General features: G+C 63.3%; 16 protein-coding genes and 1 pseudogene. 9 read left to right on the top strand and 8 right to left on the bottom strand.

Going from position 1 to position 19038, the window contains the following annotated elements; genetic code table 11:
• Window positions 1-149: 149 nt before the first annotated feature.
• A complete protein-coding gene (locus tag M1D68_RS13125; RefSeq protein WP_420763839.1) occupies window positions 150-590 on the top strand; it encodes a carboxymuconolactone decarboxylase family protein in 441 nt (146 codons plus the stop codon).
• Between the two features lie 72 nt (window positions 591-662).
• Here the strand turns inward: M1D68_RS13125 and M1D68_RS13120 are convergent, their stop codons facing one another.
• The 7 genes and pseudogenes from M1D68_RS13120 to M1D68_RS13090 all read right to left on the bottom strand — a co-directional run bounded on the left by M1D68_RS13120 (window position 663) and on the right by M1D68_RS13090 (window position 9001).
• Window positions 663-3236 carry a bifunctional diguanylate cyclase/phosphodiesterase gene (locus M1D68_RS13120; protein ID WP_457966954.1) on the bottom strand — a complete coding sequence of 858 codons (2574 nt, stop codon included), beginning with the start codon at window positions 3234-3236 and terminating at the stop codon, window positions 663-665.
• Between the two features lie 144 nt (window positions 3237-3380).
• Window positions 3381-3575, bottom strand: a pseudogene (locus M1D68_RS13115) (DUF2238 domain-containing protein); the annotation flags it as partial.
• A gap of 23 nt (window positions 3576-3598) precedes the next feature.
• On the bottom strand, window positions 3599-5398 hold the full coding sequence (locus tag M1D68_RS13110) for a thiamine pyrophosphate-requiring protein (RefSeq protein ID WP_420763841.1): 1800 nt from the start codon (window positions 5396-5398) through the stop codon (window positions 3599-3601).
• A 99-nt stretch (window positions 5399-5497) separates the two neighbouring features.
• Window positions 5498-6016 carry an HvfX family Cu-binding RiPP maturation protein gene (locus tag M1D68_RS13105; protein ID WP_434558950.1) on the bottom strand — a complete coding sequence of 173 codons (519 nt, stop codon included), beginning with the start codon at window positions 6014-6016 and terminating at the stop codon, window positions 5498-5500.
• Between the two features lie 16 nt (window positions 6017-6032).
• Window positions 6033-6671 carry a ferric reductase-like transmembrane domain-containing protein gene (locus M1D68_RS13100; RefSeq protein ID WP_457966952.1) on the bottom strand — a complete coding sequence of 213 codons (639 nt, stop codon included), beginning with the start codon at window positions 6669-6671 and terminating at the stop codon, window positions 6033-6035.
• 276 nt (window positions 6672-6947) lie between these two features.
• On the bottom strand, window positions 6948-8264 hold the full coding sequence (locus M1D68_RS13095) for an ATP-binding protein (protein WP_457966950.1): 1317 nt from the start codon (window positions 8262-8264) through the stop codon (window positions 6948-6950).
• Entirely contained in the window at window positions 8261-9001 is a 741-nt protein-coding gene (locus tag M1D68_RS13090) for a response regulator (protein ID WP_123344949.1), read from the bottom strand. The genes M1D68_RS13095 and M1D68_RS13090 overlap by 4 nt, the downstream gene beginning before the upstream one ends.
• A gap of 225 nt (window positions 9002-9226) precedes the next feature.
• On the opposite strand from M1D68_RS13090, the gene M1D68_RS13085 reads away from it, so the two are divergent.
• The 3 genes from M1D68_RS13085 (at window position 9227) to M1D68_RS13075 (ending at window position 11208) form a co-directional block, all read left to right on the top strand.
• The gene (locus tag M1D68_RS13085) at window positions 9227-9490 is read left to right on the top strand and encodes a DUF2790 domain-containing protein (protein ID WP_434558946.1); all 264 of its coding nucleotides are present in this window, start codon (window positions 9227-9229) and stop codon (window positions 9488-9490) included.
• Window positions 9491-9521: 31 nt separating this feature from the next.
• Window positions 9522-10730, top strand: a complete 1209-nt coding sequence (locus M1D68_RS13080) for a cytochrome c biogenesis protein DipZ (RefSeq protein WP_457966948.1) — start codon at window positions 9522-9524, stop codon at window positions 10728-10730.
• Between the two features lie 184 nt (window positions 10731-10914).
• The gene (locus M1D68_RS13075; protein ID WP_420764035.1) at window positions 10915-11208 is read left to right on the top strand and encodes a hypothetical protein; all 294 of its coding nucleotides are present in this window, start codon (window positions 10915-10917) and stop codon (window positions 11206-11208) included.
• Window positions 11209-11410: 202 nt separating this feature from the next.
• Here the strand turns inward: M1D68_RS13075 and M1D68_RS13070 are convergent, their stop codons facing one another.
• Complete coding sequence (locus tag M1D68_RS13070; protein WP_457966946.1) at window positions 11411-13285, bottom strand: sigma-54-dependent Fis family transcriptional regulator; 1875 nt, start codon at window positions 13283-13285, stop codon at window positions 11411-11413.
• A 341-nt stretch (window positions 13286-13626) separates the two neighbouring features.
• Between M1D68_RS13070 and M1D68_RS13065 the strand changes: the two genes are divergently transcribed.
• The 5 genes from M1D68_RS13065 to M1D68_RS13045 all read left to right on the top strand — a co-directional run bounded on the left by M1D68_RS13065 (window position 13627) and on the right by M1D68_RS13045 (window position 18991).
• A complete protein-coding gene (locus M1D68_RS13065; protein ID WP_457966944.1) occupies window positions 13627-14700 on the top strand; it encodes an ATP-NAD kinase family protein in 1074 nt (357 codons plus the stop codon).
• 2 nt (window positions 14701-14702) lie between these two features.
• On the top strand, window positions 14703-15680 hold the full coding sequence (locus M1D68_RS13060; protein ID WP_457966942.1) for a thiamine pyrophosphate-dependent dehydrogenase E1 component subunit alpha: 978 nt from the start codon (window positions 14703-14705) through the stop codon (window positions 15678-15680).
• A 33-nt stretch (window positions 15681-15713) separates the two neighbouring features.
• The gene (locus M1D68_RS13055; RefSeq protein ID WP_434558936.1) at window positions 15714-16730 is read left to right on the top strand and encodes an alpha-ketoacid dehydrogenase subunit beta; all 1017 of its coding nucleotides are present in this window, start codon (window positions 15714-15716) and stop codon (window positions 16728-16730) included.
• The gene (locus M1D68_RS13050; protein WP_434558934.1) at window positions 16730-17842 is read left to right on the top strand and encodes an acetoin dehydrogenase dihydrolipoyllysine-residue acetyltransferase subunit; all 1113 of its coding nucleotides are present in this window, start codon (window positions 16730-16732) and stop codon (window positions 17840-17842) included. The genes M1D68_RS13055 and M1D68_RS13050 overlap by 1 nt, the downstream gene beginning before the upstream one ends.
• Window positions 17843-17926: 84 nt before the next feature.
• Window positions 17927-18991 carry a 2,3-butanediol dehydrogenase gene (locus tag M1D68_RS13045; protein WP_434564108.1) on the top strand — a complete coding sequence of 355 codons (1065 nt, stop codon included), beginning with the start codon at window positions 17927-17929 and terminating at the stop codon, window positions 18989-18991.
• Window positions 18992-19038 lie beyond the last annotated feature (47 nt).

Genomic DNA, 19038 nt, shown 5'->3' with positions numbered 1-19038 from the left:
ATAATCGATGACGGCAAGGGCCGCGGACGCAAGGTTACCCGCAATGCGCCGGCGCGGAGAAGTTGCGTGGGCGTTTATCGTCAGATTGGACCTGTCACGGGCGGCGTCGACGTCCTACCGTGGAATCATCAACCACCACGGAGGCCGCCATGAGCCCGCGTCTTGACTACTACAGCGCATCCCCCGGGGCGATGAGGGCAATGATTGGCCTGGAAGCGCTGACCAGCCGCCTGAGCATCGAGCCGGCGCTGCAGCATCTGATCAAGATCCGCGCCTCGCAACTCAATGGCTGCGCCTTCTGCACCGACATGCATTCGGTGGATGCGCGCCGCCAGGGCGAGACGGAGCGGCGTCTGTATGCCGTGGCGGTATGGCGCGACAGCGGATTCTTCAGCGAACGCGAAAGGGCGGCCCTGGCCTGGACCGAAGCGGTCACCCTGTTGGCTGAAAGCCAGGTGCCCGATGACGTCTATGCCGTAGCCCGCGCCAGCTTCAGCGAAGAGGAACTGGTGGACCTGACGCTGGCGATCAGCACCATCAACAGCTGGAACCGATTGGCGGTGAGTTTTCGCCAGAGTCCGGGAGGCTAGGCAGTGCCTAAGCGGCGTGCTGAAAACAGACCGTCCAACATTCTGGGGTCAGTCCAACAAAAGCCATGAAGCCTAGAGCCACCGGGGCGTTGTAAAGAACGAGGCCATTTCCGAGCGAGCCAATGCCGCGCCGAAGTAAGGCCCTTGTACCTGGTCACACGCCACGCTGCGCAATTGGCTGAACTGCCGGGCATTCTCGATGCCCTCGGCGGTGACCATCAGCCCGACGCTGCGGCTCAGCCGGATCATCGCCAGCACGCCTTCCTGATCATGCTCCAGGCCCAATTGCGTGAGGATATTGCGATCGAAGCGGATGCCGTCGAATGGCTGGTCGAGGACTTCCCTGAGGGAAGCGATGTTGGTGCCGAACTTGTCGATGTTGATCCGTACGCCCAGCGCCTTCAAGGCATGCAAGGTATTGGCGAGGGTCTTGTGGTCGGTGAGCAGTACGCCTTCGGCCACTTCCAGGGTCAGGCGTTGGGCGGGAAGACCGCTGGTCTCCAGGGCTTTGTGTACCTGGTTGAACAGGAAACTGCTGCTGAACCACCGAGGCGAAACGGCCAGGGAAACGTTGAGTGCGTTGGGCCAGCTCGTCGCTTCCTCGCAGGCGTTGATCAGCATCCAGGTGCCCAGCTCTTCCAACTGCCCGGACGCTTCGGCGACCGGGATGAAGTCGATGCCGCCCAGTTCGCCGCGTTCGGGATGGTGCCAGAAAGCCTGGGCTTCAAAGCCGTGCAACTGCTCGGCATTCACGTCGAAGCGTGGCAGGTAACGCAGTTCGAGCTGGCCTTCCTGCATCGCGTCGCGCAATTGCTGTTCATAGCGGCGCCGGTCACGGGCGACGTTGCCCATGGCCTCTTCATAGATGCGCCAGGTGTTGCGGCCGGCGGCCTTGGCCGCATACAGGGCAATGTCAGCCTGGCGCAGCAGCTCCTCGGCACGTGGGTCACGGGGGTGCGACCACGCCACGCCGATACTCACGCCGAGGTACAGCGTATTGCCGTCCAGGTGCATGGGGCGCTGCATGCAGTCGATCAAGCGCTCGCAGAGCTGATCGAGGTCTCTTGCGCTGCCTGGGTTGGGCATGACGATGACGAATTCGTCGCCCCCCAGTCGCGCCACAAGATCGCTGTTGCGAACGTTTTGCTGGAGGATATGAGCCACTTCCTTGAGCACTTTGTCGCCCACGGCATGGCCCAGGGTGTCGTTGACCGGCTTGAATCGATCCATGTCCAGGTTCAGTAGCGCCAGTGGTGTGCTCTGCGCTTGGTCCAGGTGTTCGCTGAGGCAATCGAACAGACGGTTGCGATTGGCCAGCCCGGTCAGCGGGTCGTGCTGGGAAAGGTGCTTGATTTGTGCCAGGGCGCGCAATTCATCGGTGATGTCGGTGGCGGTGCCACGAAAGCCCTGGCTACCGGCGTCGATGGCCCGTACCGAAAGCTTGCAGGTGCGTATGCGTTGGTTACGCGCAATGTACTCGCACAGCAGCGGGGCAGACGAGGCACTGTTGGCGCCGCCGAGCAGCCAATGGGCAATGGAGATCGACCCGCTGTGGGGTTCCAGCAACCGGTGCAACGGTTTGCCGATCCATTGCGTGGGGCTGAAGCCCGTCACCTGTTCAAAGCGCTCCGACAGATAGGTCAGGTTTGCGGCCGAGTCGACTTCCCACAGCCAGTCTGACGACACTTCGGCAATGTCGCGAAAGCGTTCCTCGCTGCGCTCCAACGCCTTGCGATGGGCCAGGAGGCTGACGTACTGCTGTTCCTGGGCGCGAAGCATGACCAAGGCGTGGCGCAATACCAAGAGGGCCATGACGCCCAGGAACAGCAACGCCAGCGCCAACAACGGCAACAGGGCTTTACGCAGATCCTTGCCAGGGGTAGCGGGGCGCCAGGCCAGGGCTTCGCGGGTCAGGTCATTGAGCAGCACCTGGGCGGTGTCTTTCGGGCCTGGGGTATGGGCGATATGCGCGTCTGGCAGGGCAAAGTCCCGCTCCAGCGCTTGCAACGCGCCCTTGTCGAGGACTTTGACGAATAAAAGCAGGCTCGGCGGGCCAGGAATCTCAGCCACGCTGTTGTCGGTGCCGGTGGTGATGGCAGAGACGGCGACGAAGGCAGGCGCGTCCTGGTGATGGAGCAATTCGACGATCACTTCATCGCGATTCTCGGCGGCGCTGGCCTTTCTGGCGAGTGCCCGCAGGTTGCCAGTCAGCCATGTGTCGGCGTGCACTTCGCTCATTTCACCATCGATGACCGAATAAACCGTCTTGCCGGTCGGGGAAATCACGAACACAGCCTGGTAGCCATACAGCGAGAACACGCTGCTGCCGACATTTTCCTGGTCGTAGGCCCAGTCTTTGTCGACTTCGACGTGCAGGTGGCGGTAGGCGTCGCTCCACTTGGAATAATCGCTCAGGTCGCGGCCGATGCCGGTACGAATCCCGTCGACGGCCCGTTGGGCAAAGAACAGGCTCTGGGAACGGGCCTGTTCGTCCTGGGTCTGGGTGATGTTGAGCAATACCGCGATGGCCAGCGCGGACATGATGAACAGCAACAGCATGATGGCCGGAAAGGTGCGGCGAGTGAAACTTCGGGTAGGCCGCTCGCCGGAAATCACCGTGGAGCCATTGCCAGCATCTTCATTCATAAAAACAAGCCATCAGCTGAACGCGAGACATCCCGCACTAGTTTTGTATCGGCTGACCGCCTGATTAACTTAATGAAAGTGGAAAATAGCTGACCAGTTGCACCATTTTTAACAGCAGCTGCCCTCAGGTGCTGGTTTTGCCGCTCAGGGCCCGTCCAGGGCAAAGTCCGGTTGCTGGAAATAATTGGCTCCAGCGGCCGTCAGCAGCGTCAAGCACGCCGCCAACCCCGCCAGGGCCATGTCCTTTTGCGAATCCCATGGGTCCTGTTGCGCGCCGACAAACGCCTTGGCGGTATCGCCGCCCATATAGGCGCCGTCGATCGATCCGATCAGCTCATAACGGCTCGCTCGGGGCTGCATGCTTATTCTTTGTCCTTGCGATGACCGGGCAGCAACGCGCCGAGCACCTGCTTGGCGGTCTCGACCACGATGCCGCGCTCGTTCGGATCGCCCTGGAGCAGGGTCGAGGCGAACTTCTTCGCCTGTTCCAGCTTGATGTGCGGCGGCAGCGGAGGCACGTCGGGGTCGGTGCGGAACTCGATCACCACCGGGCGTTCGGCGGCGAACGCCTGGTCCCAGGCGCTCGCCACGTCGCTTTCCTGGTCGACGAGGATGCCCTTGAGGCCGATCGACTCGGCGAACAGATGATAGGGAACGTCGGGAATATCCTGGGACGCCTCGAATTTCGGGTCGCCTTCCATCACTCGTTGTTCCCAGGTCACCTGATTCAGGTCCTGGTTGTTGAACACCGCGCAGATCCAGGTGGTGTTGGTCCAGGTGCGCCAGTATTTGGCGACGGTGATCAATTCGGCCATGTTGTTCATCTGCATCGCGCCATCACCGACCAACGCGATCACCGGACGATCCGGGTGGCAGAACTTGGCGGCGATGGCGTAGGGCACGGCGGCGCCCATGGAGGCGAGGCCGCCGGAGAGTGAACACATCATGCCGCGACGGATCTGGACATCCCGCGCATACCAGTTGGCGCAGGAGCCGGAGTCGCAGGTGATGACGGCGCGATCCGGCAGCCGTGGCGAGAGTTCGAACGTGACGCGCTGCGGGTTGATCGGTTTGGCCGAGACCAGGGCGCGTTTTTCCAGGGTCTTGTCCCAGTCCGCTCGCCATTTCTCGATTTTTTCGCGCCAGGTGCGGTCGGTCTTTTCTTCGATCAGCGGCAACAGGGCCCGCAGGGTGTCGGCGCTGTCACCTTGCAAGTTGACTTCCATGGGGTAGCGCAGGCTGAGCATGTCTGGCTTAAGGTCGATCTGCACGCCACGCGCCTGGCCCTCGCCAGGCAGGAATTCGGCATAGGGAAAGCCGGACCCGATCATCAGCAGGGTGTCGCAACCGGCCATGAGGTTGTCGCTGGGCTCGGTGCCCAGCAGCCCGATGGAGCCGGTGACCCATGGCAGTTCATCGGGCACCACGGCTTTGCCGAGCAGGGCCTTGGCGACGCCGGCGCCGAGTTTGTTGGCGATGGCGATCACTTCGTCCGTTGCATGCAGGGCGCCGGCGCCCACCAGGATGGCAACTTTCTTGCCGGCATTGAGCACCTCTGCCGCTCGGCGCAGGTCTTCCTCGTAGGGCACGACCTTAGGTTTGCGGTAGCCGACGCCGGAATGCAGCGTGCCGTGCTTGTGGGGCGGCGGTGTGTATTCCAGGTCTTGGAGGTCGTTGGGCAGGATCAGCGCGGTGACCCGACGCTCACCCACCGCCGTGCGTACCGCGCGGTCGAGCAGGTGGCGGACCTGGGCCGGGGCGCTGGCTTGCTGGACGAACGCGCCTGCAACGTCCTTGAACAGGCTGGGCAGGTCCAATTCTTGCTGATAATGGCCGCCGAGGGCGTTTCGGGCCTGCTGGCCGCAGATCGCCAGGACCGGCATATGGTCCATGCGCGCGTCATACAGGCCGGTAATGAGATGCGACGCCCCAGGGCCGGAGGTTGCGATGCAAACGCCCAGCTCGCCAGTGAACTTGGCATGGGCGCAGGCCATGAAGGCCGCCATTTCCTCGTGCCGCGCCTGGATGAATCGGATCTTGCCCTTGGCCCGGTTCAGAGCCCCGAACACACCGTTGATGCCATCGCCCGGATAGCCGTAGATGCGCCGAACGCCCCATTCATAAAGGCGTTCAACCAGAAAATCGCCGACGGTCATGCTCATGTCTGTTCCTCGTCCTGATGGGCTGTCTTGAGCGTTGCGCCCGCTGGGCAGCGGTACGCAGCGCCATGGCTCTTACAGGACTGGACCGACTCAAGCCCTTCAAGGTTTCGATTTTTTTGACCGGAGCAACGACTTCAATAGCGCATCGACGCTCAACCGCCCGGCGCCCTGCAACAGCAGCGGCAGCAATGCGACCAGGTAAATCAATGGCAGCTTGAAGTTGCCGTAGCCCTTGTTGGTGATCGCGTACCCTTGGGCCAGCTCGCCCAGGCTCGACCAATCCGCCGGCCAATGCACGGCGGCGGTAGCGACCACGGTGACGATCATCAGCACCAGCGCCGAGGCGCGTGTGCCCAGGCCGATCAACAGGGCGAGGGCGCAGATCAGCTCCGCCCACATCGACAATTCCCAGTTCCAACTGGCCGGCACATGGTTGAACGGGAACGGAAAAGCCGACTGGATCTCGGCGAACCAGTTCTGGCCGTTCCATTTTTCCAGGCCGGATTCAAAGAACTCCCAGGCCAGGAACAGGCGCAGCCCCAGCGGTGCGAGCCACGAACCGGCGTGATCGAGGTTCAGGTGCAGGCCGTTCAGGGCTTTCGAGAAAGAGGCGTACATGGTTGATCTCCTCGGCTCAGGCCGCACGTTGCAGGGATTGACGCTTGTTGGCCTGGGCCAGCTTGCCCACCAGGCGGACCGCCGTGGCGGCGCATATCAGGCCGAAGGGCAGCACGTACCAGGCGCTCATCGGAATGCGCTTGAAATTGGAATAGGCAAAGATCGCCGCCAGTACCCACATGCCGGTGGTATGCAGGCGCTTCCAGGCGGTGGTGCCGATCAGCCGCGTGGTGCTTTTGAACGAAGTCAGGGCCAGCAGCAGGATAAACACGTAGCCCACGGTGCCGGGCACGTTGCCAAGGGTGGTCCGGCCGGGCCAGAACTCGGTGTTGAGCTGGCCGTACCAGTAGATCAATGCGGCGTGGACCAAATGGGAAAAGGCAAAGGCCAGCCCGATGAAGCGCCGTTCGCGCACCAGGGATTTGCTCAGGGGCGAGGGCACCAGCACGGCGAACGCCGACGCTGTAAAGGCCAGCAGGAACAGGACGAAGGACGAACGGGCGGTCGCGCGAATGGCACTGCGCACGCCTTCTGTGAGGTCTGGATTGATGATCAGGACCAGCACGGTCATCAGCAATACCAGGGCGGCAAGCAGGCTGAACAGCGACCAGCCCTGGTAACGGAAAGCAGGCGGCGTTGCGGTGGCGGTAGGCATGGGGAAGCTCCTTGGATGGCCCGGCATCGTGGTGGCCGGGAATAGAAGGAGTCTTTCAAGTGGGTGTAAGCGGGGTGTGTCGGGAAGGGGGCCGGTGTGCAAGTTTGTGTATGCGCTGTGGCGGTTGACACACTGCAATACAAACCCAATACCGAACCTTGCACTAGACCCTGTGGGAGCGAGCTTGCTCGCGATGGCGTTGGGCCAGTTGAGCAGATGTTGTTTGACCCACCGCTACCGCGAGCAAGCTCGCTCCCACAAGGGATTCAGTAGTCTTCAGACCTGGGTATCGCAACCCAACCGCAGCTCAGCGCACAGCCCACCGCCCTTACGGTTGCTCAAGGTCAGCGAACCGCCCATGGCATTCGCTAGTTGCTGGGCTATGGCCAAACCCAGGCCGGTGCCGCCGGTTTCCCGGTTGCGCGAGCTTTCCACCCGGTAGAACGGCTTGAGCACTTCGGCCAGTTCCTGCTCGCTGATGCCGGGGCCACGGTCCAAAACCCGGATCGCCAGCTGCCCGTTGGCGGCGGGCTGGACCTGGATCTGCGCCGCGCCGCCGAACTTCAACGCATTATCCACGAGGTTGACCAGCACCCGGCGCAATGCATGGGGACGGGTATCGATGATCGCGGCGTTCTTGCCGGACAGCTGCACGTCCTGCCCGGTGTCCTGGTAGTCGAACACCAGGCTGTCGAGAAACGCGTCCAGGCTGATCCGGCAACTGGCCTCGGTGGCGCCATGGATGCTGCGGGCGTAGGCCACGCCTTCACGCACCAGGTGCTCCATTTCCCCCAGGTCGCTGTAAAGTTTGTCTTTTTCGATGCCGTCATCCATGAATTCGGCCCGCAGCTTCATGCGGGTGATGGGGGTCTGCAGATCATGGGAGATCGCAGCCAACAGATGCATGCGCTCCTTCAAATAGGCGGCGATGCGGTCCTGCATGGCATTGAAGGCCTTGGCCGCATGTACCACCTCGGTCGGGCCTTTTTCGTCCAGGCGCACGCCGTGGGCGTTGGGGTCCAGGGTTTCGACGGCCTGGGCCAGCCGGGTGAGGGGGCTGATGGCGATGCGCACGGCAAGCCACGTGCAGCCGATCAGCAGCGCCAATTGCCCCAGCAAGACCACCGGCAGCCAGGGCGACAGCGGTGCCATCGCCGGACGTACGTCGATGGTCAGCGGATTGCCGTCCTTGAGGCGCAGGTGCGCCTGATAGTGCATCTTCGGTCCCGGGATCTGGTTGTAGGTCAGGGCATAGGCTTCGCCCAAGGCTTCCTGGATCGAGCTGACCGATATCGGCGCGTTGTCCGGGAGCATCGGCATGCCAGGCTGGCCCTCATCAAGCACATAGCCGTAGTTGCGTCGCGCAAGCTTTGGCAGCCACGCGGGGCGTTCGGCGGCAGGCAGGCGATCGAGGATCGCCACGGACGTCGAGACGTCAGTCTCCAGGTTGCCGAGCATGGTGTTCTTGGCGCTCTCGTAGCGTTCGTAGTATTGGACGCCAAACGACAAACCCTGGGCCAGGACCAGACCGATCAGGAAAATCAACGACAAGCGCGAGGCGAGGGTACGCGGCCACCGCAGAGACAGGGTCATACCGAGGCCTCGAGGATCTCCACCGGCAGCGAGAACACGTAACCTTCACTGCGTACCGTCTTGATGTACGCCGGCTCGCGGGCGTCGTCCAACAGGCGTTGGCGCAGGCGACTGACCAACAAATCGATGGAGCGGTCGAACAGGTCCGCGTCACGGCCCTGGGTCAGGTTCAATAACTGGTCGCGGTTGAGTACCCGCTGTGGATGGTCGAGGAATACCCGGAGCAAGCGGTATTCGGCGCCGCTCAAGGCCACCATGGTGCCGTCGCTGTCCAGCAGGTGGCGAGCGGTGGTATCCAGCCGCCAACGGCCAAACGCCAGCAGGCGCCCGCTCTCGGTGACCACCAGGTTAGGCGGCAACATGCGCGTGCGGCGCAGCACGGCGTTGATCCGCGCCAACAGCTCCCGGGCGGCGAAAGGCTTGACCAGGTAATCGTCCGCGCCCATTTCCAGGCCGATGATGCGGTCGGTCTCGTCGTTGCGAGCGGTGAGCATCAGGACAGGCGTGGCCTTGTGCTTGCCGGCCCGCAGCTCCCGGCACAACACCAGGCCATCGTCGCCGGGCATCATGATATCCAGCACGATCAGGTCCACCGGAGTGGTCTCCAGAAAGGCGCGCATTTGCCGGCCATCCGCGACCACGGTGGTGCGCAAACCGTTCTTTTTCAGGTAGTTGCCTACCAGCTCCCTGATCTCGCGATCGTCGTCCACGATCAGCACATGATCGACATGATCCATGGTGTTCTGCCCCTTGGCGTTTTGGTGTGGGTCAGTCTACAGCCAGCAGCCGGCCTGGCTCGCGACGGTTTGTATTGCAGTGTATCTGGCGCGTGGCGGATACACAGCGATGCAAAAAGCCACCTGCTCGATACAGGCGCGATACGTGGGGAGCATTCAATGGCATCCATCGAGGCGACACAACCGGCCTCTGCGACAAACACCCATTGAATCGAGGACCGCACCATGAACACCAAAGCCATCTACGCCGCCTGCCTGTTCGCCGCGCTGAACATCTGCACCCTGTCGGCCCGGGCCGAAAGCACCGCGCCGGCGCACACCTACACCTACGGCACACACCTTGATGTACGCAAAGTGCTGTCCCTGAGCGAAGATCCGCAGCCAGCCTGTGGCGTGGTCAACGCCCACATGACCTACCTGGACTCGGCGGGCCATGAGCAGGCGCTGGATTACCGCAAGCTCTCCGATAACTGCACCAACCAGAACTGACCTTCGCCAGCCTTTATATTGAGGTGTTGCCATGCTTCTGATCGCATTTCTCGGCGGGATCCTGACGATCCTCAGCCCTTGTATCCTCCCGGTGGTGCCGTTCCTGTTCGCCCGGGCCAATCAATCGCGCCGTTCGGTGTTGCTGACGCTCGCCGGCATGGTGCTGACCTTTGCCTTGGTGTCCAGCCTGGCGGTGGCCAGCAGCGAATGGGTGGTACGCGCCAGTAGCGTCGGCCGGCAGGTCGCCTTGGTGGTGATGGTGCTGTTTGCGCTGTCGCTGATGTTCAGCCGGGTGGGCACTTGGTTGGCGCGGCCGCTGGTCAGCCTGGGCAATCGTCTTGACACCGGTGCCGGGCGGATGGGCGGGCCTCTGGCGTCAGTGTCGGTCGGTGTCGCCACCGGGTTGCTCTGGGCGCCGTGTGCCGGGCCGATCCTCGGCGTGATCCTGACCGGGGCCATGCTGCAAGGCGCCAGCGCCCAGACCAGCCTGTTGCTGCTCGCCTACGGCCTGGGCAGCGCCCTGTCGCTGGGTACCCTGATCCTCGCCGGTCGAGGCCTGATCGGTCGGTTGAAACTCTCGCTGCCGATCACCGCCTGGCTGCGCCGCGCCACCGGGGCACTGGTGTTGCTGGCCGCCGTGGCGATCGGCACTGGGGCGGATGACCGGTTATTGGCCGCGACGTCGTCGCAACAGTCGGCCAGCCTGGAAAAAAGCCTGTTGGAGAGCGTGCCCCAAGCCATCGACTATGTGGTGAGCAAGGCCAGCGCGAGCGCCATGCCGGACCTCGAAGCCCAAGGCGCCATGCCTTCGCTGGACGGCGCGGTGCAATGGCTCAACTCGCCGCCGCTGAGCAGCGAGTCGTTGCGGGGCAAAGTGGTGCTAGTGGATTTCTGGACCTACGACTGCATCAACTGCCAGCACACGCTGCCGTATGTGAACGAGTGGGCGAAGAAATACGAAAAGGACGGGCTGGTGGTCATCGGCGTTCATACCCCGGAATACGGCTACGAAAAGATCATCGACAACGTACGCGCACAGGTGCGCAAGCTGGACATCCAGTACCCCGTGGCCATCGATAACCGCTATGCGATCTGGCGTGCCTTCAACAACCAGTACTGGCCGGCCCATTACTTCATCGATGCCAAGGGGCAGGTGCGCTATAGCCACTTCGGCGAAGGGCGGTATGGCGAGCAGGAACAGGTGATCCAGCGATTGCTACAAGAGGCGAAGGCTGGATAAAGATACTATTTATCAAGAGGTTATAGAGTCTATATAAAGTTGTTTGTACGAATAGACATAGGCTTGAGAGCGGCGCGCCAATGCTGGCCCCTTGCTCCATAAGTTGAGGTCAAACTCCTTTTATTTCAGAAAGTTGGACGACAAACCTATGCGTGTTTCTATCTGGATCGCGGCGGCCATGCTCATGGCCGCCGTTTCGCATGAAGCCCAAGCCAGGGCGCTGACGGCAAACCAGCAATCGGTGTGTCGCTGGGGTTCGGACATTGCCGCCGGAGCGCAGGCGTCCAAGCTGTCCGGAGTGAGCCTGTATGGGGCGCGCAAGAAGCTGCAGGTGCGCAAGTTTCCCCGGCCCTGGATGCGCATGACCGCCCTGGGCATCACCGAACAGACCTACAACAGCACCTCGCGGCTCAAACCTGCCGCGGTCAAGCAGACCTACTACGAACAATGCGTGCGCCATGAGCTGGCGCGACGATAAGCCATCAGCCCGGGTTCCTGCCGTAATACCGTTCACTTGAGAAAACGACGATCCCGTGGCGAGGGAGCTTGCTCCCGCTGGGCCGCTAAGCGGCCCCATACCTGCCGAATGCAGAGCTTCAGATACATCGCATTCTCCGGTTTTACGACTGCTTCGCAGCCGAGCGGGAGCAAGCTCCCTCGCCACAGCTGTTTGGCGACCTTTAGTGAACAGCGTCAGGACGCCTGCCGGGCATCTCGATACCGTGCTGATGCACCCGTCGATATAGGGTCGCTCGGGAAATGCCCAGCGCCCGGGCCGTCGGGGTGGGTTTCCAGCGATGACGCACCAGGGCGTCCAGCAACGCCTGGCGTTCAGGGCTGGCGCTGGGCTCCGGCCCATGATCGGCGGCGTCCGTGGTGTGCAATGAATCGGGCAAGTGGCTAAGCTGGATCACGCTCGCCTCGCAGACCGCGCAGGCATAGCGCAGCACATGCCGCAACTGGCGGACATTGCCCGGCCAGTGATAACCCAGCAGGCATTCCAGCGCGGCGCCGCTCAGTTGCACCGCACCGCCGCACAGCGCCGACTCTTCTTCAAGGATTCGATTGATCAACGCCAGCCGGTCGGTGCGTTCGCGCAGCGGCGGCAGCTGGAAGCGGGCGCCGCCGAGACGGAAATACAGATCCTCGCGAAACTCGCCGGCCGCCACCAGCGCCTCCAGGTCGCGGTGGGTGGCGCAGATCACCTGGATGTCCACGGCCTTGCGCCTTGAAGCTCCCAGTGGCGCTACTTCGCCTTCGGCCAGCACCCGCAACAGGCGGGTTTGCAAGGCGAGCGGCATGTCCCCGATCTCATCGAGGAACAGCGTGCCGCCATCGGCCTGCTGCAACAGACCCTGCATGCCCTTGGCCGAGGCCCCGGTGAAGGCGCCGGCGACGTAGCCGAACAGCTCACTCTCGATCAGGCTTTCTGGTATGGCCGCGCAGTTCAAGGCCACGAAGGGCCGATCGCGGCGCTGGCTGGCCTGGTGCAACTGGCGGGCGAAGACCTCCTTGCCGGAACCGGTCTCGCCCTGGATCAACACCGGCAGGTTGCGATCCTTGACCCGCACCGCCAGGTTCAGGCTGTCGGCCAGGCGTGGATCGAGTTCGGTGGGAGTCATCGCGACGCGCTGGCGAGGCTTGGCCCGGCGCCGTGGCGCGCTCAGGCGGCCATGCAAATCGGCATCGAGTGGGTAGAGGCCTTCATCCCGGGCCCGGTGCAGCAATTGCGGGTCGAAAACCTGGCTGATGTGGCGAGGCAACTGGCCGTAGCGTTGCATCAGGTATTGGCGCGCCGCCGGGTTCAGGGCTTGCAGGCAGCCATCGTCGTCCCAGGCAAGCAGCAGATCCGGCTGGCTGTCGACGTACCCCGCGTTGCGATGGGCCCGCAACACCCAATAACCCTGGGCGCTGCTCATGAAAAACGCCTGTTCGATCTCCCGGGCGCTCTGCACCACCATTTGCCGGATCAGGTGCTGGGAACGTCGATCATCCGGCGAGCGCACCGCCGAGACGTCCAGCACGCCGAGCAGCTCGCCCTGCGGATCGAAGACCGGCGCGGCGGAGCAGGTCAGGCCAATGAATGCCGCGCGAAAGTGATCACGCTTGTGCACCGTCACCGCAGTCTTGGCCGTGAGCACCGCCGCCACGCCACATGTGCCTTCTTCGCCTTCCGACCAGCACGTACCCAGGTAGAGCCCGGCCTTGCGGCAGTCGTTGCGAAGGGTGGTTTCCACCCGGTAATCGATGGTCTGGCCCTGGGCATCGGTCAGCAGCACGCAATAGTCGGCATCGCGCACCCGGCCGTGCAGGCGCGCCACTTCGTCGCTGGCGATATTGAGGAACAGTTCCGAGCGCTCGCGGCATTGCTTGAGCACGTCGTGGGACAGGATCCGTGGGCCCTGCAGCGAGCCGGGGTCCAGGTGATGTTGCTCCATCGAGCGGCGCCAGGAGTCGAGGATCAGGTCCGGCACGGGCAGTTGCGGCAGTTGGGCGGCGTTCTTCAGCACGCGGCTGATGCAATCCACGTGCGCCCTGGAGTGAGCGGAAAGCATAGGGGCCTCCGGTTCAGCTTCTTGTCATTGTCGGCACATTAAGCGCTGATCGCCGGGCGCAGACAAGCCCGACGGAGCGCAGGCAACCCGGTGAGACGCCACGTCTCAACGTCTCGCGGTTAGGTCGTGCAGGCTGGCATGTGGCGTCTCACCGGGCCTATGGCCAATGCTTGCAGCGAAGCGCCGCAAGCGCTCTGGCTCGGGCGTTTGCGTCCAGTTTCCGGCTATTGGCACCGCCCTTGCTCTAGGCCTTGGACCCACCCGTTGGGCTTCCAATAATAAAAAGAGGTGCCTATGACTTGCACGCCAAGCCCGTTGACTGTTCCCGCCACGGTGGCGCCATGAGCCGCCGTCCGCTCACCGTCGGCATCATCGCCAACCCCGCATCGGGCCGTGACGTGCGGCGGTTGACCGCCAATGCCGGATTGTTCTCCAGCACCGACAAGGTCTCGGTGATCCAGCGCTTGCTGGCGGCGTTTGGCGCCACCGGCATCGAGCGGGTGTTGATGCCCACCGACATGATCGGCATGGCCGCCGCCGTGCTGAAGAACAGCCACAGCCGCCAGGCCCGCAGTAGCCATTGGCCGGCCCTGGAGTTTCTCGACCTGACCCTGCGCCAGACCGTCGAAGACACCCGCCGCGCCGCGCGCCTGATGGCCGAGCGCGAGGTGGCGGTGATCGCCGTGCTCGGCGGCGACGGCACCCACAAGGCTGTCGCCGCCGAAGTGGGCGACACTCCTCTGTTGACCCTGTCCACCGGCACCAACAATGCCTTCCCCGAATTGCGCGAAGCCACCAGCGCCGGGCTGGCCGGCGGGTTGTACGCCAGCGGGCGAATTCCAGACGAGGTCGGTCTGCGTCGCAACAAGCGCTTGCTGGTTTGTGACGCCGGGCGTGGTTTGCGGGAAGTCGCTCTGGTGGACGTTGCCGTGTCGCCGCTGCGCTTTGTCGGCGCGAGGGCGATCAGCCGCGCGCAAGACCTGGCCGAAGTGTTCGTGACCTTCGCCGAACCTCAATCCATTGGCCTGTCGGCGTTGTGCGGCTTGTGGTTTCCGGTGTCCCGCCAGGCTCCGGGCGGGGCCTGGATGCGCCTGGATCCGCAATCCCCTGAAGCGCTGCTGGTGCCGCTCGCCCCGGGCCTGTTGCAAGGCTGTGGGGTGCTCGCCGCCGGGCCTCTGGAGCCCGGCGTCGCCCATGGCTTGTCGCTGTCCGCCGGCACCTTGGCCCTGGATGGCGAGCGGGAAATCGAATTCAACGTCCATGACCGGCCCACGGTCACCCTCGATGCCGGCGGCCCGCTGAGCATCGACGTCAACGCGGTGCTCACCTACGCCGCGCAACAGCGCTTGTTGGCCATTGGTCGCGAGCACCCGCAACACCCCTCGAACCTTCAAGAAGACACGCCTGGAGAATAAAAATGTCGACATCGCTCAACGATGATCAATTACTGCATGCCTATCAAGTCATGCGCACCATCCGCGCCTTCGAAGAGCGCCTGCACGTGGAATTCGCCACGGGGGAGATCCCCGGGTTCGTCCACTTGTATGCCGGCGAAGAAGCCTCGGCCGCGGGCGTCATGGCCCATCTCGGGGACGACGATTGCATTGCCTCGAACCACCGTGGCCACGGCCATTGCATCGCCAAGGGCGTGGATGTGTACGGGATGATGGCCGAGATCTACGGCAAGAAAACCGGCGTCTGCCAAGGCAAGGGCGGCTCGATGCACATCGCCGATTTTGAAAAAGGCATGCTCGGCGCCAACGGCATCGTCGGCGCCGGTGCGCCACTGGTCGTCGGCGCTGCCCTGGCGGCTCGGCTCAAGGGCACCGACAGCGTCGCCGTGGTGTTTTTCGGCGACGGCGGTTCCAACGAAGGCGCAGTGTTCGAAGCCATGAACATGGCCTCGGTGTGGAACCTGCCATGCCTGTTCATCGCGGAAAACAATGGCTACGCCGAAGCCACCGCGTCCAATTGGTCGGTGGCCTGCGACCACATCGCCGACCGCGCCGCCGGCTTCGGCATGCCCGGCGTGACCGTCGATGGCTTCGACTTCTTCGCCGTCCATGAAGCCGCCGGGGCCGCCGTCGAGCGCGCCCGTGCCGGGGAAGGGCCGTCGCTGATCGAGGTCAAGCTGACCCGCTACTACGGCCACTTCGAAGGCGACGCCCAGACGTATCGCGCACCCGACGAGGTCAAGCATTTCCGCGAAAACCAGGACTGCCTGATGCAGTTCCGCGAGCGCACCACCCGGGCCGGGCTGCTCACCGTCGAGCAGTTGGACCAGATCGACAAAGAGGTGGAAATGCTGATCGAAAATGCCGTGTACAAGGCCAAGTCCGATCCCAAGCCGGCGGCGTCCGACCTGCTGACCGACGTCTACGTCAGCTACCCCTGAACGCCCCTGAAAACAACAAGAGAGAATCCCATCATGGCGAGAAAAATCAGCTATCAGCAGGCAATCAACGAAGCCCTGGCCCAGGAAATGCGTCGCGACTCCAGCGTGTTCATCATGGGTGAAGACGTGGCCGGCGGCGCTGGCGCACCCGGTGAAAACGATGCCTGGGGCGGCGTGCTCGGCGTCACCAAGGGGCTTTACGACCAATTCCCCGGGCGGGTGCTGGACACGCCGCTGTCGGAAATCGGCTATGTCGGCGCGGCGGTCGGCGCCGCCACCTGCGGCGTGCGCCCGGTGTGCGAACTGATGTTCGTCGATTTCGCCGGGTGCTGCCTGGACCAGATCCTCAACCAGGCGGCGAAATTCCGCTACATGTTCGGCGGCAAGGCGTCCACGCCCCTGGTCATTCGCACCATGGTCGGCGCCGGCCTGCGCGCCGCGGCCCAGCATTCGCAGATGCTCACTTCGTTGTGGACACACATTCCGGGACTGAAAGTGGTGTGTCCGTCATCGCCCTATGACGCCAAGGGTCTGCTGATCCAGGCCATTCGCGATAACGACCCGGTGATCTTCTGCGAGCACAAGTTGCTTTACAGCATGCAGGGCGAGGTGCCGGAAGAGCTCTACACCGTGCCGTTCGGCGAGGCCAACTTCCTGCGCGACGGCAAGGACGTGACTCTGGTGTCCTACGGGCGGTTGGTCAACACCGCGATGGATGCGGCACGCAACCTGGCCGGACGTGGCATCGACTGCGAAGTCATCGACCTGCGCACCACCAGCCCGCTGGACGAGGACAGCATCCTTGAAAGCGTCGAGAAAACCGGACGCCTGGTGGTGATCGACGAGGCCAACCCGCGCTGCTCCATGGCCACCGACATCTCGGCGCTGGTGGCGCAAAAGGCCTTTGGCGCGCTCAAGGCACCGATCGAGATGGTCACCGCGCCGCACACGCCGGTGCCATTTTCCGACTCCCTGGAAGACCTGTACATCCCCGACGCGGCAAAAATCGAGCAAGCCGTGCTCAACGTGATCGAGTGGAGCAAGCACTGATGAGCCAGATTTTTACCCTGACCATGCCCAAGTGGGGGCTGTCGATGACCGAGGGCCGGGTCGATGCCTGGCTCAAGGAAGAAGGCCAGGCCATCACCAAAGGCGATGAAGTGATGGACGTCGAGACCGACAAGATCTCCAGCAGCGTCGAGGCGCCATTTTCCGGCGTATTGCGCCGCCAGGTGGCGCGCCAGGATGAAACCCTGCCGGTCGGCGCCTTGCTCGGCATCGTCGTCGAAGGCGAAGCCAGCGACGCCGACATCGACGCGGTCATCGAGCAGTTCCAATCCAATTTCGTGCCTGGCGACGCGGCTGACGAGGACAGCGGCCCGAAACCGCAGAAAGTCGAGGTGGACGGTCGGCTGATCCGCTATTTCGAGCGCGGCGAGGGCGGTACGCCGCTGGTGCTGGTGCACGGTTTTGGTGGTGATCTCAACAACTGGCTGTTCAACCATGAAGCCTTGGCCGCTGGGCGCCGGGTGATTGCCCTGGACCTGCCAGGGCATGGCGAATCGGCGAAAACCCTGGAGCGCGGTGACCTCGACGAGCTGAGCGGTGTGGTGCTGGCCTTGCTCGATCATCTGGACATCAACGCGGCCCATCTGGTCGGGCATTCCATGGGCGGGGCCGTTTCGCTGAATGCCGCGCGCTTGATGCCGCAGCGCTTGCGCTCACTGACCCTGATCGGCAGCGCCGGCCTGGGCGCCCAGATCAACGGCAGTTACTTGCAAGGCTTCGTCGACGCCGCCAACCGCAACGCCCTCAAGCCACAGCTGGTGCAACTGTTCTCCAATGCCGAGCTGGTCAACCGGCAGATGCTCGACGACATGCTCAAGTACAAGCGCCTGGAGGGTGTGGACGTGGCCCTGCGCCAATTGGCAGAGAACTTGTTCAAGGACGGCCGCCAGCAAGTGGAGCTACGCGAGGTGGTGCAGGCCGGCCATGTCCCGACCCTGGTGATCTGGGGCAGTGATGACGCCATCATCCCGGCGGTCCACGCCGAAGGGTTGAGTGCCCAGGTCGAAGTGCTGCCGGGCCAGGGCCACATGGTGCAGATGGAGGCGGCCGAGCAGGTCAATCGATTGATTATCGAGTTCATCGGACAGCACTGAACCAGCGGGCGGCGGTTGAGTCGTCGCCCTATGAAAAATCCTGGAGGTAACGCTATGAACGTTTCAATCAAGCCGACCCGCAGCATGCGCGCCGCCGTTTGGCATGGCCGTAATGACATCCGCGTCGAAGACGTGCCGCTGCCGGTTTCACCGCCCGCCGGTTGGGTGCAGATCCGCGTGCAGTGGTGCGGCATCTGCGGTTCGGACCTGCACGAGTACGTGGCGGGGCCGGTGTTCATCCCGGTGGACGCGCCACACCCCCTGACCGGGATCAAGGGCCAGTGCATCCTCGGCCATGAGTTCTGCGGCGAGATCGTCGAGCTGGGCGAGGGCGTCGAAGGTTTCAACGTCGGCGAACCAGTGGCCGCCGATGCCTGCCAGCATTGCGGCACCTGCTATTACTGCACCCATGGGCTCTACAACATCTGCGAGAACCTGGCTTTTACCGGGCTGATGAATAACGGTGCGTTTGCGGAGTTGGTCAATGTCCCGGCCAACCTGCTGTACAAGCTCCCGGCCAACTTTCCTGCCGAGGCTGGCGCGTTGATCGAACCGCTGGCGGTGGGCATGCACGCAGTGAAGAAGGCTGGCAGTTTGCTTGGCCAGAACGTCGTGGTGGTCGGCGCCGGGACCATCGGCCTGTGCACGATCATGTGCGCCAAGGCGGCCGGCGCGGCCCAGGTCATCGCCCTGGAAATGTCCGGCGCGCGCAAGGCCAAGGCCCTGGAAGTCGGGGCCAGCCATGTGATTGATCCCAATGAGTGCGACGCCCTGGCCGAAGTTCGGCGCCTGACCGGCGGCCTTGGCGCCGATGTCAGCTTCGAGTGCATCGGCAACAAGCACACCGCCAAGTTCGCCATCGACCTGATCCGCAAGGCGGGCAAATGCGTGTTGGTGGGGATTTTCGAAGAACCGAGCGAGTTCAACTTCTTCGAACTGGTTTCAACCGAGAAGCAGGTGCTGGGCGCATTGGCCTACAACGGTGAGTTCGCCGACGTGATTGCGTTCATCGCCGACGGACGCCTGGACATCTCGCCGCTGGTGACCGGGCGCATCCAGTTGGAAGAAATCGTCGGCCAGGGCTTCGAGGAGTTGGTAAACAACAAGGAACACAACGTGAAAATCATCGTGTCACCCGCACGGATCTGACGGCGCCTGAAGTGGGCGATTTGGCGATGGCCGGAAGCGGCCATCGC

The sequence above is a fragment of the Pseudomonas sp. R4-84 genome, assembly GCF_054130985.1.
Note: the sequence above shows the minus strand (reverse complement) of the source record. Positions and strands in the feature narration are given on the sequence as shown.

Coding starts and splice junctions, on each gene's coding strand:
- M1D68_RS13125 (WP_420763839.1), top strand. CDS start 150: ATGAGCCCGCGTCTTGACTACTACAGCGCATCCCCCGGGGCGATGAGG.
- M1D68_RS13120 (WP_457966954.1), bottom strand. CDS start 3,236: ATGAATGAAGATGCTGGCAATGGCTCCACGGTGATTTCCGGCGAGCGG.
- M1D68_RS13110 (WP_420763841.1), bottom strand. CDS start 5,398: ATGAGCATGACCGTCGGCGATTTTCTGGTTGAACGCCTTTATGAATGG.
- M1D68_RS13105 (WP_434558950.1), bottom strand. CDS start 6,016: ATGTACGCCTCTTTCTCGAAAGCCCTGAACGGCCTGCACCTGAACCTC.
- M1D68_RS13100 (WP_457966952.1), bottom strand. CDS start 6,671: ATGCCTACCGCCACCGCAACGCCGCCTGCTTTCCGTTACCAGGGCTGG.
- M1D68_RS13095 (WP_457966950.1), bottom strand. CDS start 8,264: ATGACCCTGTCTCTGCGGTGGCCGCGTACCCTCGCCTCGCGCTTGTCG.
- M1D68_RS13090 (WP_123344949.1), bottom strand. CDS start 9,001: ATGGATCATGTCGATCATGTGCTGATCGTGGACGACGATCGCGAGATC.
- M1D68_RS13085 (WP_434558946.1), top strand. CDS start 9,227: ATGAACACCAAAGCCATCTACGCCGCCTGCCTGTTCGCCGCGCTGAAC.
- M1D68_RS13080 (WP_457966948.1), top strand. CDS start 9,522: ATGCTTCTGATCGCATTTCTCGGCGGGATCCTGACGATCCTCAGCCCT.
- M1D68_RS13075 (WP_420764035.1), top strand. CDS start 10,915: ATGGCCGCCGTTTCGCATGAAGCCCAAGCCAGGGCGCTGACGGCAAAC.
- M1D68_RS13070 (WP_457966946.1), bottom strand. CDS start 13,285: ATGCTTTCCGCTCACTCCAGGGCGCACGTGGATTGCATCAGCCGCGTG.
- M1D68_RS13065 (WP_457966944.1), top strand. CDS start 13,627: ATGAGCCGCCGTCCGCTCACCGTCGGCATCATCGCCAACCCCGCATCG.
- M1D68_RS13060 (WP_457966942.1), top strand. CDS start 14,703: ATGTCGACATCGCTCAACGATGATCAATTACTGCATGCCTATCAAGTC.
- M1D68_RS13055 (WP_434558936.1), top strand. CDS start 15,714: ATGGCGAGAAAAATCAGCTATCAGCAGGCAATCAACGAAGCCCTGGCC.
- M1D68_RS13050 (WP_434558934.1), top strand. CDS start 16,730: ATGAGCCAGATTTTTACCCTGACCATGCCCAAGTGGGGGCTGTCGATG.
- M1D68_RS13045 (WP_434564108.1), top strand. CDS start 17,927: ATGCGCGCCGCCGTTTGGCATGGCCGTAATGACATCCGCGTCGAAGAC.